This window comes from Candidatus Hodarchaeum mangrovi, assembly GCF_975850365.1.
This window is the reverse complement of sequence record NZ_CDLCQJ010000017.1, coordinates 13,519-26,752: the sequence shown is the minus strand read 5'-3', so window position 1 is coordinate 26,752 and position 13,234 is coordinate 13,519. Positions and strand designations below refer to the sequence as shown.

At 33.6% G+C, this 13,234-nt stretch carries 20 protein-coding genes; 8 read left to right on the top strand and 12 right to left on the bottom strand.

Annotated features, from left to right (window positions below; all coding sequences use genetic code 11):
* The first annotated feature begins 24 nt into the window (after nucleotides 1-24).
* The 4 genes from ACWVCY_RS02655 to ACWVCY_RS02640 all read left to right on the top strand — a co-directional run bounded on the left by ACWVCY_RS02655 (nucleotide 25) and on the right by ACWVCY_RS02640 (nucleotide 3,296).
* The gene (locus ACWVCY_RS02655) at nucleotides 25-207 is read left to right on the top strand and encodes a zinc finger domain-containing protein (protein WP_455140139.1); all 183 of its coding nucleotides are present in this window, start codon (nucleotides 25-27) and stop codon (nucleotides 205-207) included.
* A gap of 64 nt (nucleotides 208-271) precedes the next feature.
* A complete protein-coding gene (locus ACWVCY_RS02650; protein ID WP_455140138.1) occupies nucleotides 272-559 on the top strand; it encodes a hypothetical protein in 288 nt (95 codons plus the stop codon).
* 185 nt (nucleotides 560-744) lie between these two features.
* Nucleotides 745-2,910, top strand: coding sequence for a CDC48 family AAA ATPase (locus ACWVCY_RS02645; protein ID WP_455140153.1), 2,166 nt, complete (start codon nucleotides 745-747; stop codon nucleotides 2,908-2,910).
* Nucleotides 2,911-3,014: 104 nt separating this feature from the next.
* Nucleotides 3,015-3,296 carry a hypothetical protein gene (locus ACWVCY_RS02640; RefSeq protein ID WP_455140137.1) on the top strand — a complete coding sequence of 94 codons (282 nt, stop codon included), beginning with the start codon at nucleotides 3,015-3,017 and terminating at the stop codon, nucleotides 3,294-3,296.
* Here the strand turns inward: ACWVCY_RS02640 and ACWVCY_RS02635 are convergent.
* The 11 genes from ACWVCY_RS02635 to psmA are packed head-to-tail and all read right to left on the bottom strand — an operon-like array spanning nucleotide 3,280 to nucleotide 10,010.
* A complete protein-coding gene (locus ACWVCY_RS02635; protein ID WP_455140136.1) occupies nucleotides 3,280-4,236 on the bottom strand; it encodes a TIGR00269 family protein in 957 nt (318 codons plus the stop codon). The two genes, ACWVCY_RS02640 and ACWVCY_RS02635, sit on opposite strands and share 17 nt — an antisense overlap.
* A gap of 14 nt (nucleotides 4,237-4,250) precedes the next feature.
* Complete coding sequence (locus ACWVCY_RS02630; RefSeq protein WP_455140135.1) at nucleotides 4,251-4,538, bottom strand: hypothetical protein; 288 nt, start codon at nucleotides 4,536-4,538, stop codon at nucleotides 4,251-4,253.
* Between the two features lie 35 nt (nucleotides 4,539-4,573).
* Nucleotides 4,574-4,933, bottom strand: coding sequence for a prefoldin subunit (locus tag ACWVCY_RS02625; protein ID WP_455140134.1), 360 nt, complete (start codon nucleotides 4,931-4,933; stop codon nucleotides 4,574-4,576).
* Nucleotides 4,934-4,973: 40 nt separating this feature from the next.
* The gene (locus ACWVCY_RS02620) at nucleotides 4,974-5,234 is read right to left on the bottom strand and encodes a KEOPS complex subunit Pcc1 (protein ID WP_455140133.1); all 261 of its coding nucleotides are present in this window, start codon (nucleotides 5,232-5,234) and stop codon (nucleotides 4,974-4,976) included.
* A gap of 6 nt (nucleotides 5,235-5,240) precedes the next feature.
* Entirely contained in the window at nucleotides 5,241-5,807 is a 567-nt protein-coding gene (locus ACWVCY_RS02615; protein WP_455140132.1) for a hypothetical protein, read from the bottom strand.
* A 23-nt stretch (nucleotides 5,808-5,830) separates the two neighbouring features.
* Nucleotides 5,831-6,103: a 50S ribosomal protein L37ae gene (locus ACWVCY_RS02610; protein ID WP_455140131.1), complete on the bottom strand. Its 273-nt coding sequence runs from the start codon at nucleotides 6,101-6,103 to the stop codon at nucleotides 5,831-5,833.
* Between the two features lie 54 nt (nucleotides 6,104-6,157).
* On the bottom strand, nucleotides 6,158-7,003 hold the full coding sequence (gene rrp42 / locus ACWVCY_RS02605) for an exosome complex protein Rrp42 (protein WP_455140130.1): 846 nt from the start codon (nucleotides 7,001-7,003) through the stop codon (nucleotides 6,158-6,160).
* A gap of 10 nt (nucleotides 7,004-7,013) precedes the next feature.
* Nucleotides 7,014-7,772, bottom strand: coding sequence for an exosome complex exonuclease Rrp41 (gene rrp41 / locus ACWVCY_RS02600; protein WP_455140129.1), 759 nt, complete (start codon nucleotides 7,770-7,772; stop codon nucleotides 7,014-7,016).
* A gap of 1 nt (nucleotide 7,773) precedes the next feature.
* Complete coding sequence (gene rrp4, locus ACWVCY_RS02595) at nucleotides 7,774-8,496, bottom strand: exosome complex RNA-binding protein Rrp4 (RefSeq protein ID WP_455140128.1); 723 nt, start codon at nucleotides 8,494-8,496, stop codon at nucleotides 7,774-7,776.
* A 45-nt stretch (nucleotides 8,497-8,541) separates the two neighbouring features.
* Complete coding sequence (locus tag ACWVCY_RS02590; protein WP_455140127.1) at nucleotides 8,542-9,276, bottom strand: ribosome assembly factor SBDS; 735 nt, start codon at nucleotides 9,274-9,276, stop codon at nucleotides 8,542-8,544.
* 11 nt (nucleotides 9,277-9,287) lie between these two features.
* Nucleotides 9,288-10,010, bottom strand: coding sequence for an archaeal proteasome endopeptidase complex subunit alpha (gene psmA / locus ACWVCY_RS02585; protein WP_455140126.1), 723 nt, complete (start codon nucleotides 10,008-10,010; stop codon nucleotides 9,288-9,290).
* 392 nt (nucleotides 10,011-10,402) lie between these two features.
* Between psmA and ACWVCY_RS02580 the strand changes: the two genes are divergently transcribed.
* The 4 genes from ACWVCY_RS02580 to ACWVCY_RS02565 are packed head-to-tail and all read left to right on the top strand — an operon-like array spanning nucleotide 10,403 to nucleotide 12,505.
* Nucleotides 10,403-10,837: a translation initiation factor IF-5A gene (locus tag ACWVCY_RS02580; RefSeq protein WP_455140125.1), complete on the top strand. Its 435-nt coding sequence runs from the start codon at nucleotides 10,403-10,405 to the stop codon at nucleotides 10,835-10,837.
* 27 nt (nucleotides 10,838-10,864) lie between these two features.
* Nucleotides 10,865-11,722: an NAD(+)/NADH kinase gene (locus ACWVCY_RS02575; RefSeq protein WP_455140124.1), complete on the top strand. Its 858-nt coding sequence runs from the start codon at nucleotides 10,865-10,867 to the stop codon at nucleotides 11,720-11,722.
* A 1-nt stretch (nucleotide 11,723) separates the two neighbouring features.
* On the top strand, nucleotides 11,724-12,245 hold the full coding sequence (locus tag ACWVCY_RS02570) for an NOB1 family endonuclease (protein WP_455140123.1): 522 nt from the start codon (nucleotides 11,724-11,726) through the stop codon (nucleotides 12,243-12,245).
* A 59-nt stretch (nucleotides 12,246-12,304) separates the two neighbouring features.
* A complete protein-coding gene (locus ACWVCY_RS02565; protein WP_455140122.1) occupies nucleotides 12,305-12,505 on the top strand; it encodes a hypothetical protein in 201 nt (66 codons plus the stop codon).
* 60 nt (nucleotides 12,506-12,565) lie between these two features.
* Here ACWVCY_RS02565 and ACWVCY_RS02560 read toward each other — a convergent pair whose 3' ends face one another.
* Nucleotides 12,566-12,844 carry a UPF0147 family protein gene (locus tag ACWVCY_RS02560; protein ID WP_455140121.1) on the bottom strand — a complete coding sequence of 93 codons (279 nt, stop codon included), beginning with the start codon at nucleotides 12,842-12,844 and terminating at the stop codon, nucleotides 12,566-12,568.
* Nucleotides 12,845-13,234 lie beyond the last annotated feature (390 nt).

The window sequence follows — 13,234 nt, the reverse complement described above, 5'->3', positions numbered from 1 at the left end:
GATTTAGACTGTGAGGTCGATTTTATGAGTGAAACCATCCGAATGCAGAGATGTAATCCTTGTCAAGTTGCGGTTATGCCCAGTGAACATGGTACAACTAAATTTCTTTGTCCAAATTGTGGAATGATCACAATAGTTCGTTGTGAACGCTGTCGAAAACTGGGTAACAGATATAAATGTCCAAATTGTGAATTTGAGGGGCCTTAAAATTTTTCTCCTAAGGATATCTATAATTTTTTGATATATTCTTGGAATACCAGAGGAAAAAATCATGTCAAATGTTTTATCAATATTGAAGGTTATTCCTACTTCACCAGAAGTAGATAGAGAAGCAATTGTTAAACGAGCCCAAGAAGACTTAAGTAGTGGACTTGAGATCGAGATATTGAAGAGAGAAGAAGAACCTCTTTTCTTTGGTTTAATTGCCATAAAGCTATATGTGAAAACGTCTGATTCAGATGAAGGAACAGCAACTCTACAATTGTTTGAGGATCGTCTTCTTGAACTTGATGATGTGGATAACTGTGAAATTGAGCGTCAAACGATTATAGATTATTAATAAATAAATCAATTCGGAGTGGAATCCAGTGGGGAAGGATGAATATTGAGTTTCATATCATAAATCCTTAAATATTGACGAAATAAATTAGAATTAAATTTAAAGTAACAGTGAATTTATACTATTATAGTATATTTGATGTCTTCAGATCCACAAGCAGGTTGAGAAATTTGTCAAAGGAAGTAATGTTGAAAGTAGCTGAAGCCAGGCAACGAGATGTTGGTCGGGGAAAAATACGCATGGATGATATTAACATGCGAGAGATTGGAATTACTACAGGAGACGTTGTTGAGATTAGAGGACGACAAAAAACTGGTGCAATTGCTTGGCCAGCATATATTGAAGATCAAGGGGCAGGAATTGTTAGAATGGATGGTATAATTCGACGAAATGCCAAGGTTTCATTGGAAGAAAATGTACGTATTCGAAAAGCACAAATAAAAGTAGCTAAGACTGTGAATATTGCTCCGACACGCCAAATTTCCTTAGATTATGGATTTGAAGCCTTTGTCAAACGAAAACTCCTCGGTTATCCTGTATCTAAAAATGATACTGTTTTAATCCCAATCTTAGGCCGTTCAATTCCTTTTATCGTAAATGCTACAACCCCAACTGAAATTGTTCTAATTACCGACACAACGAAGCTCAATGTTTCAGAAAAACCTGTTTCTGAAATGGAAACTGGCATGCCTGGAGTAAGTTATGAGGATATAGGTGGGTTATCAGAAGCAATTCAAAAAATTCGTGAAATGGTAGAGTTACCATTAAAACATCCAGAATTGTTTAAAAAATTAGGAATTGATCCACCAAAAGGAGTTTTATTACATGGTCCACCTGGTACAGGTAAAACTTTAATCGCTAAAGCAGTGGCTAACGAATCAGAAGCTCATTTTATACCTATTCAAGGGCCTGAAATTATGTCTAAATTCTATGGAGAAAGCGAACAAAGATTACGTGATATCTTTAAAGAAGCTGAAGATAATGCTCCCAGCATTATATTCATTGATGAAATTGACGCAATCGCTCCTAAACGTGAGGAAGTAACAGGAGAAGTTGAAAGAAGAGTTGTAGCACAAATTTTAGCTTTAATGGATGGTTTAGAGAGTCGGGGAGAAACAATTGTTATTGGTGCTACTAATCGTCCTAACGCAGTGGATCCTGCATTACGAAGACCTGGACGTTTCGATCGTGAAATAGAAATTGGAGTTCCAGATAAAAATGAAAGATTAGAGATCTTACAAATCCATACTAGAAGAATGCCAGGCATAGAAGAGGTCGATATTGAAAAACTTGCAGTAATAACACATGGATTTGTAGGGGCAGATTTGGCAGCTCTAGGAAGAGAAGCAGCAATGAAAAAGTTGAGAGAGATTTTACCAGAAATAAATTTAAGTGAGGATACAATTCCACCTTCTGTTCTTGATAACTTAAAAGTTGAAGATCGACACTTTGAAGCTGCTCTGAAAGAAATACATCCTTCAGCTATCAGAGAAGTATTTATAGAAATTCCTAATGTTAGATGGGAAGAAATAGGGGGAATGGATTTAATAAAACAAGAATTAATTGAAATAGTGGAGTGGCCCCTAAAGAAGAAGGAAAAATTCAAGCAATTAGGTATAAATCCACCTCGTGCAGTTCTTTTATTTGGGGCTCCGGGAACTGGTAAAACATTAATAGCTAAAGCGCTTGCTACTGAAAGTAAAGTGAATTTTTTGAGCGTTAAAGGTCCTGAGCTGCTATCAAAGTGGGTGGGAGAAAGTGAAAAAGCTATTCGAGAAGTTTTCAGGAAGGCACGCATCGCCGCTCCAGCATTAATTTTCTTCGACGAAATTGATGCTGTGGCCGCTAGAAGAGGATCAGGCGATTCATCTGGTGTAAATGAGCGTGTAATTAGTCAGCTTTTAACTGAATTAGCCGGTATCGAACCACTTCGAGATGTAGTAATACTTGCTGCCACAAATAGACCAGATATGATAGATCCTGCTCTATTACGTCCTGGTCGGTTTGATCGTGTTGTGTACATTTCTCCACCAGATGAACAGAGTAGAAAAGTCATTCTTGAAATCCATACAAATGAAATGCCTCTTTCTAAAGATGTAAATCTTGATAGATTGGCGAAAGAAACCGAATTTTATGTTGGTGCTGACCTAGAAGCAATATGTCGAGAAGCAGGAATGCTTGCTCTTCGAGAGGAACGTGAATTCGTTGAGTGGAGACATTTTGAGGCTGCACTTTCCCGAGTGCATTCTTCATGTACTCAAGAAATGATGAAGTGGTATGAAAATCAAGAATCACAATTCCGTAGACGTATTGGAATCGATTCTCAGCAAACTATCCCACTATTTGGGTAGAATAGATCAATCCATAAAACAATTGTATATTTTACATATAAACCTTAAATACGGTCATTAAACATTATAACTAATTAAAATGAACTTATAAAGTAGTACCTTCGGTGATTAAAATATCAGACGACAAATATCCTTATTGGAGACCATTTCCGCTAGCTTTCTCTATTATGAATATAGTAGAAAGACGTGAAGGCGTTCTTCTTGAAGATGATTTAATTAGGTTACTTAAAAATGACATTGGGGAAATTTCTGAGAGGGAATTAAATAAAGCGCTTATGCAACTTGAAGTTGATGGCCTTATTCTAGTACAATCGATTAAAAAAAATCAAAGAGTGATTAAAAGGATCGATGAGGATCAAAAATTCCTTACTATTGGTGAAGACTAGATTTCTCTATCCCTAACTCATCAAATAGTTTACAAACTGGACAAGGTATTTTATTTGAAATTTCTCCACATTTACTGCATTTATTTGGTGGAATTGTCATTATATCAGTATTAGGAAGTAAATCAAGGATTTTATCATGTAGATTTACAATATTAATCAACGTTTGGGATCTTTTTCTTTCCATTTCTGAAAGAAATCCTCTAATGTCATTACGCATTGCAGAATAGGCATATGGACAAGGAAATGAATGATATTCTAGTAATTTAGCATGAGCATACAAGACTATTTCAGGTTCAGATATCCTCACGAAAGGTCTTATACGAGGAATTAATTCTCTATGTTTCTGAATTGGGTTACGAGACAATCGAATGAATTTTTTGGAATCGCCTCGTACAATATTCAGTAGAATTGATTGTGCTTCATCATCTAGATTGTGTGCAGTAGCTATTTTAGATACTTTAATCCCTTTTCCTGCATGATCAATAGCTCTTCGTCGTAATATTCCACACATCGCACATGCTGATAATGAAAAATTCTTTTGTTGACTAATATTTATTATTTGATCTAATGTAACACCGTATAAATCTTTAAATGATAAAATTATATGATTAATTTGATAATGCTTCGTAATTTTACGTGTTAAGTTCAAACATTTGTCTCTATATCCTTTAATACCTTCATCAATGGTGATAGCTGTTAATTTAGAATCTGGATACTTCTTAAGAAAGCTAGAGAGAATATGAATCAAGACAACACTATCTTTTCCTCCTGAAAACCCAAGACCAATGTGATCTTCTTTTTCAAGCATGTTGTACTTAGTAATAGATTTTCTAACCCGTTTTTCAATCATTTCAATGAAATGATTTTTACATAATACCATTTGCGAATGGCTAGTTTTTGTAAAGGGTAAATTACTACAACAATGGCTAGAAGGTAACATTATTCAACATCTATTTATTTTAAAAATTTACTCTTAGCTTTTACAACAAGATTTGGACATTTCTGATCAGCAACATTGATCCCATGTAAAATAGCTTGGTCAACAATATTTTGAAGATCTATCTTGTTATAAGGAAATGATTCGACATAAATTTCTATCCCCACCTCTATTTCACCTAGATCATTTTGTTCTATATCAATTGAAATAGAATCCTCATTCAAATTATTCTTTAATTCAGCTTCAATATAATTTTGAATTGCAGTAAAAATCAGATCAATAATTTCATCTAATTCGTCATCCATTACTTATTCCCCATTAAAATGAGGTAAAGATCGGATTAGTTTGATGTTTTTGAACTTAATTGACTACTCAAACGAGCTTGAAGGTCTTCAAGTCTTTCTTTACTTTCAGTTTCTTGTTTTGATAACCTTTTTAGATTTAATTCGATTAATTCAATACGATCAGTGAGTTCCTTCAAAGTTTCGGAAACTTTTTTAGGAAACATGACCGACCCAACAGATTTCCATACTTGCATTTCTGGATCCAACTTAGCAAGCTCTTTTTTTGTAAGATTATTTTCTTGTAATGTACGATTAAACTCTGCTTGTTGGATTCTAATGTTCTGAAGGGTTGCTTCAAGTTGCCGTAGCTTCATTAATTGCTCCTGTTGAGCTGCTGAAAGTTCTTTGAACGCCATTTTTCAAAATCCTCTATTTTTATACAAGCTTTTCATATAGTTAAGTTTCTTTTGAGATAGTTGTAAGAGTCCTATTTGAAACAGTTATCCAACGAAATAACGAATTCATTGATGCTTTTGCCGCGATTGGATCTTTAGCTTTAATTCTTACAATCAATTTGTTTTGATGTAGATCAATTAATACAACTGATCTTTCAAAACGATTTTCTTTAAGCTCAGGAGCTAAAGATTGAAAAACTATTTGAGCATGACTCTCTAATGAATAATGTAAGGTGAAAATGACTTTGTATGGCTTATCCATTGACGATTATTCCTGATTTGTTTTACATATAGTTAATTGAAACAAAATATTATCCATATCGTTGACTAATAACCTTGCAACACACGAAATCACATTTTCAGAAAGTAATTTAAAATCTAAATACAGAGTTTTTTGTCGATTGTGGTTAAAAGTTTTATAAAAGTAGGAAAAGTATAATTCATCCAGAACATAATCCACAAATTCATTTGATTCAGCAACCATTCTAATTTTAATTCTTTGAATATTAATCCTTGTATCAGCCTTATGTCTTTGAAGATTGATGATATTATCCATCGTTATCATAAGAGCTGTTGGTTCGATTTTATCTTTTAGCTTGTAAACTGTTAATCGAACCGTATCTTCTTTTTTTTGGCCTTCGATGATATAAATTCGTGGAATGCCATTGTTCCAGCAATAGGAAAAGAGCTGATTTAAATTATTTGAACCACGATTTTTTCGGATAGAACCAGGTAAAGAGTAGTTGAGAACTTTCGCAGTTCTTCTAAGAAAATGAGGGGGATTTCTTGATGTTGTAATCAAAACCCAATTTTTTAGGAATAACTCTGAGTCCATTGGTACCAATTTGCTTTAAATGGTCATACTTCAGGGCCAGAAAGTCTTTTTGCCGTTCTTTGGGCAATTTTACCACCAGGTGTTTCTGGAGCCCACGAACCACCAGTAAAACGATAACCACAAAAAGAACATTCCCAAATTCCAATTGAGGCTCTTTTAACCTTAACGGATTCACATGATGGACATTTATGGGCAATGCGTAATGTTTCTTCAACTTTTCGAACTCTTTTTCTTATAGTGGCACCATATCTTGTCCCAAATCGGCCTGTAGAACCAACTTTTTTAGTTTTTCCCATTTTATCATCAACTAATCGTTTTAAAGATACCTTGAAATTATTAACTTATAGAAATCATTCAAACATTTCATGAAGTAAATCTTTTTTGGATGCCTCTTCAATTAACTGATGTATCTTTTTTGCTTGTGGTATTGAATGCTCAATTATTTTGGAAATTTCTTTTTCAGAAAAAACACCAGACTCTCCTTTCTGCATCGAACAAATCATACCATTGTCTTTAATGGCTAATGAGAATCGGGCTTCTTTACCACGGTCTTCCAGCAAGTTTGGGTCATATAATATATTCTCATTAATTTTAACATAGGTTAAACTTGAAACTGTCCCGTTTCGTGGTAAATACTCTTTTTCTTCCAATAGAGAAACTTCACCATTTTCATCATCAATTTCAATCTTATTTATTTTTGTATTAGCTAATGCTGCCATAGCTGCTAAAGATGAGGAATCAAATAGATTCCCTCCATCATCAAGTATGTAAACATCTACAAATATAACCCAAACCCATTTTCCAGGAATTATACAGATTTTTGGATCCTTTATTGGTATGACATTGCTCTCACGTATGCCCCGATCGACCACTCTTGCAAGTTCAATGGCATCGGGACCAGGGGGACCACTTTCTTGTGTTGGAGATGAAATAGGAGACATTTCAGCATTCACTGTTATAACTCCATCATTTGGAGTGTCTGGAAATGGAGCCCCTACACTTGTTTTAACTCCTGCTAATACAATTGTATCTCCCCATTTAACCATTGCTGAACCTTCAGCCTTTTTTATAACATTTGGAATGATTTCTATGGGTCTAGACTCAAAAAATCCACGTCCATCCATTCGATTTCTTTTTGAAAGTAAATCTAAAAGATATTTTCGCTCTAAACTACCAATAATTTCTTCTGATCGCATTTTTTTCTACCTACTCTTCCTCGTCTTCTGAAATCTCTTCAATTACTTCTTCTATTGTAGAGTATTTAGCCAAGAGTGCTTCTCGTTGAATCACATAAATTTTCTTTATAGCTTCCTTAGCTAATCTTATTCCTTCTTTAACCTCATCAGGATGTAGCTGTCCATCGCATTGAAGCAATGTAATATCTTCAGAATTACTTATAATAGCAAAAGGCATATCCCCTTCTCCTTCCTTATCTTCAATGTCAGATAGATCAACAACAATTTTTCCACCAATCTTCCCTACTGCACATCCAGTAACCAATCCTCTCATTGGGATCCCAGCATCTGCCAGAGCTAATGAGGCTGCAGTTATTGCTGCGCATCTTGTTCCTCCATCTGCATCTAATACTGTAACAAAAACATCTATTGTACCATTAGGAAATTTTTCTAGAAAGAGGATGGCATCTAATGATTCTTTAATCAGTTTACTAAGTTCATATTCACGACGTTTAGGAGCAGGGCTTTTCCTCTCATCCACTGAAAATGTTGCTAATCGATATTCCACTCGAACTATGGCTTTGTCAGGTTGAGCTAAATGTTTTGGATGTAATTCTCGTGGACCATAAACAGCACAAAGAATTTTATTATTACCCCATTTTAAATAACTACTTCCATCTGCTCTTTTTAGAACTCCTGTTTTCATTGAAATTGGTCTTAATTCATATAAATCCCTACCATCTAACCGTTTACCGTCTTCTCTGAGAAGTGATTTTGTTTCTTGATTCATATTATTCACCTTTATTTTTTATCCTTACTTTCTCTTCTTCTAAAAATTCACGAATCCTATCAGTTAATCCACTTGTATGAGCTTCAAACTCGATCTTTCGGATAGCACGAATAACTAAATCCTCTATATCAAAATTATCAGCGTTTACAACTATCCGACCATTTTGACCTACTATAATATGAGAATTGGTCATATTTTTTAATAATTGAATCATACTACCTTTTTTACCAATAATTCGAGGAATTTTGACAGGATCGACTTCAATTAACCGCCCACTATCTATTTTTCTGAGACCACGTCCATGAAGCGAGAGAACTGGATCTCTAGTTCTATCAAAATTAGTAATTTGAGCCTTAATTATGTCTCCAACATTTAAAATCCTTTCCAAGCTATCCCGTGTAGAATCGAAATCTCTATCCAGAACATTATTAACTCTAAGATTACCTACATAAGGTCCTCTAATATCAACGGTCCATGAAGTAAAACCAACTCTTGTAATCATTCCTATAACTATATCACCTTCTAATGGTACATAACATCCTTCTAAAGGAACTACACCAATAAAATTCTTTCGAATATTTACAAGACCGATCATAAGTGCATAGACTTCATGAATGTCTCCCTTTTTTTTCCTATAAACACCCCCACCTGGTTTAATTCCTGATCCTCTTGCCAGTAAATCACCAGGGATTACTAATTGATTTCTGTTAACTAATATTTCCATTTTTTTCACTTCATAATTCAAAGAATATTAATATTCAACACTAAATTAAAGACGAATTCGTTCTAAAATTTTTATTTCAGCATGTCCTTTTGTCATTGATTGGACATGATCAATAAATTCACCTTGTAATCCCGCTGCGATAGAAACAACTGCAATCCAATGGCCATCATTTTGCCATTCATCCTTTTCAATATCAGCAGTTCGTTTCACTTCTCCATAAGCCTTACCTGTAAATTCAGGAGGTATTTTTACCGCCATTTTCACAGTTTCCATACTTATCGGAATAATCCGTCGTAATTCTTTAATAATATCTTTTAATTGGCTTTCTGCGGATATTGCGGGGTTTATCATTACTTTAGCTTCTTTCATAGCGTTTTCGATCCTCGTTGCTGGATGTGGTGTCCGAGTTTGAGGATTTATACAGGTTTTAACTAACATGTTTATAATTTGTTTTCTCTTCTTTTCAAAGAATTCTTGCCTCTGTTCTGCGGTTAAATTAAGCTCTCCCTTTTCTAGGATGATTTTTGCCACATCTAATGTGTCTTTAGTTTCAAAACAAGTAATAAGAAGCTCATCAGGTGCTTTCTCCCCTTTGCTGGCGTTTTGAAATATCTCATCTGTTTCTAATATTTCATTTATACTAATTGAATCTTCCAAAAGATTCATTTTGTATTTCAGTGCCAATTCAGGATTAACGATGATTTCAAATCTATTTCCTTGAACTTTTGCTCTAATAACGGACTTTCCTGTTAAATCAACCCTTCTTGTATCCCGTAACATAAAATCGTCTCCTATAAGTTCTTAATATAAGTATCAATTGTTTTTCTATCAAGATATTCGAGAGAACGTTTTTCAGTTGTGATAATTGCAATTTCAATCATATCTCCATCTAAAGGCTCTTCTGAGACTTGGTTTAAAGCTTTTAAAGCTAATTTATTTCCTTCTTCCATGGTTTTAAACGTCTCGGGATATTCTCCTTCCAAAAATTCAATGATAGCAGGTGCCCCCGAACCAATTGCTATTGCACGATAGCCCCAGTAACTACCGCTTGGTTCAGTCATATAAAGTTGAGGCCCTGATACTTCATCACAGCCTGCTATTAATAATGAGACTCCAAAAGGTCGAACACCTGCATGCTGTGTATAAATTTGTTTTACATTTGATATTTGCCGAGTAAGCGCTTCAACTGTAATAGCTTCTTTATATGTAATTCTGTGAATTTGAGCTTGGATACGCGCTTGATTGATTAATATACGCGCATCCGCCGTTAAACCAGCAATTGCTGCAGCTATGTGGTCATCAACAGCATAAATCTTTTTTACCATTTCTTTTTCAACTAGAGAAGTATGTAATCGCTTTTGAACAGCCAAGCAACATCCTTCAGCAGTTTTAATTCCGATCGCAGTTGTACCACGTTTAACCGCTTCGATTGCATATTCAACTTGAAATAATCTTCCATCTGGACTAAAAATTGTACTCCCTCTATCATAACCTAAACCCTTAGGTGCAAACAATTTTATACCACCGTATTATTATCTTTATTCTATCAGTACTTTCATTTACTACTCTTTTAAATCGAATTTATAACGATTTATTGATGAATGCCTTTGTTTTTTAAATAGAAATAAAAGTAGGATATTCTTTTAATGAGATAAAAGATTAAATGAGAAAGAAAAATGAGTAAAAAAGAGTTTTATTTTGAGTTTGATAGGAATACATACTATTTAATACTCGATTAAGGAAAAATATATATCTTAATTGACTGCTTAAAACTCTGATATAATTCTTTATCAAACTTATAGTTTTTCCCAAAAAATAAAAAACAACAAAATTCTAGCAGTTTGCAAATAGAATTCACCCAGATCACTTTTTTGATCAGTGGATAATAGAAAAATGGTGCAAAATGATGTCTTATGAACCAAAGAAAGTGGGTAGTCTGAAAGAAGGCCGTTATATGATTGACCCAGATTCAAATGAACCATGTAAGGTAATTTCAATCGATAAGAGTAAACCAGGAAAACATGGGGCAGCAAAAGCGCGAATAATGATGGTAGGTTTATTTGATAACCAAAAAAGGCAATTTATTTCACCTGTTGACAAACGAATTAATGTCCCCATCATTGAAAAAAAAACAGGGCAGGTGACTAATATTGATCCGAGTGGTTTCGTTCAGGTCATGGATAATGAGACTTATGGTATGTTTGAAGCAGAACCTCCCTCTGAAGATGAATTGAAATCTAAATTAACTGCATTGTTTGAAGAAGGAAAAACAGTAGAAATAGAGTACTGGGTTGTTATGGATAGAATAAAAATCATCCAGGTACGTGAAATGGACGTTTAGATCAGCTGATATGTTAGGTGTAAATTGGTGAAAGTATCCAGAATAGGTATTTTCAGCCATGTTCTCTTTCAAGAAACAATTGGTATTTTCAATGAAATTTTATCAGCTAAAGGAACATCATCGATCTCTTATTATTTAAATCCCGAATTATATGATTTTATTTTAAAATCAACCCCAAAATTACCAGAACAAGTTCATCGCGTTACTCTTGAAGAAATGAAAGTTGACTGTCTCATAACGATTGGCGGGGATGGAACTATATTACGTGCAGCTCGGTCTCGTCCTGATATCCCGATATTATCAATCAATAAAGGGAGAAAAGGCTTTATGACCGAAATAGAATCTGATGAAATTCAGAAAAACCTAAAATCATTTTTTAATAACAAATTTAAATTAGAAAAACATCAGAGAGTGGAAGCTTTTCTAAATGGAGTTAGTATTGGTTCAGCTATTAATGAAATTGTTATTACATCTGTAGATCTTTTAAAACCAATTGAATTTAAAGTTTTAATTGATGATATGGTTACCTCTGGTACTTTAGCGGATGGTTTAATTATCTCAACTGCTCTTGGTTCCACTGGGCATGCACTATCCAGCGGGGGGCCAATAGTAGATCCTGCCTTAGGTATTATCGAACTTTCTTGGATAAATCCTATAAATTTAGCAATACGCCCAGTAATTCTTGCACATTTTCGAAGAATAGCAGTACGTTGTGCTACCCGCGTAAATCTAATAAAAATCGTAATTGATGGTCAAGTTTCCCAAGATTTCACCACTCCAATAGAATTAGAATTTTTTCTATCTGATAAAACTGTAAGCTTTTATCGATCCCAGAAATTCATGAAAAGATGGAGACAGCATATCCATCCAGAAATAAGGGATTAATTTGAATGATTACAAAAAAAAATATGTTCTAGATGCAACAGTATTTATTGGATATGATTTTCAATTGCTACAAAAACTAGAAAACTCTCAATTCTATACCACTCCCAGTATTTTAAATGAATTAAAAGACTTTAAATCAAGAATGAACTTTAAAGTTTTACAAGAAACTAAAAAAATTATAATATCTCATCCAGATTATAAGGATTTGATATTAACACAAAAAAAAATTGAAAAAATTGATCCAAATACCTTATTATCTTCTTCAGACATTGAAATATTAGCTTTATCATGGAGGATTGGAGCAACTTTAATAACTAATGATTATAGATTACAAAATCTAGCTATTCTTCTAAACACTGCAATTGATAATTTATCGGGTAAAAAAATTACAAAAACAGTGAAATGGTACTTAAAATGTAGAAATTGTGGACAAATAGAAAAAAATAATATTGATTCTTGTTCTAATTGTAATGGAAAACTGAAAAAAATTAAGTATTATGTAGATGAAATTAAAAGTAAATAACCATAAAAATTCAAACCAAAATAGAATGAAACGAGATTATTTTTCATGAGGACTGTTTTATGCCTGAGGAATTGAAAACAAAGGAAGAATTTATGGCTACACTTGGTTTAGCCTCCATCTGTTACGTTAAAAGAGTTAAAAACTCTGAAACTGTAAAATTAAAACTTCGTACAAAAAAAAGACTCTATACCTTTAAAACTTCTCCTAAAGAGGCAAATGAGATCGTCCAAAGTCTGAATATCCCAGTAGAAGAGCTATAACTCGTACTTAAAACTATTGGGGCAATGACTAATGCGAAAGTCGAAAAATTAAGGGACTATTTAGTCCTTCGAAGAATCTGTTGTGATTGTCTCGAGAAGAGATAAAACATTCCATATAGTTGTTCGTGCGAAAAGAGGACAGTTTGGATCTTGGCTGATTTCATCTAAGATGGAAATAGCAAGGTTTGCTCTGACTTCAGGGGGGTCATCATCTTGGCTATTCTTACCAATGATTGCCATGTAGGCTTCTTTAGCTGCACGTCTAATATTTTTAGGTACAGAGTGATCATTCGAGATTTGTTGTAAAAGCATTTTTGAATTTTCTATTTTATCTTCCATTTTACTTCCACCACGCTTTATACTTCTCTGGAAAAGGTTAGAACGTCTTTTATATCAGATTATTTGAGATTAAGGATTAAATTCTCGAATCAAGCTCTCTTTTTAGCACTTGAAAGATTTTTGTATAATTTAGATAAATCTTGCTCTTTGATTAAATTATAGTTTCTGAAAAGTCTATTTTGAAAAGCAGAGAGAATGAAAGAGCGTCTATTTTCTAGTAAAATTATTTAATAATCAATAATTACAATAGAAAACAGCATACAAAACAAAAATTAGGTTATATTTAAGAAATCCTTTTGTTGGGTTTAATTAAAAAATAAACTAAGTTGAATTAAATAGAATTTTATCGAAAATGATTTTATTCAGCCTTTTTGTAAGAAAATTTGAGAC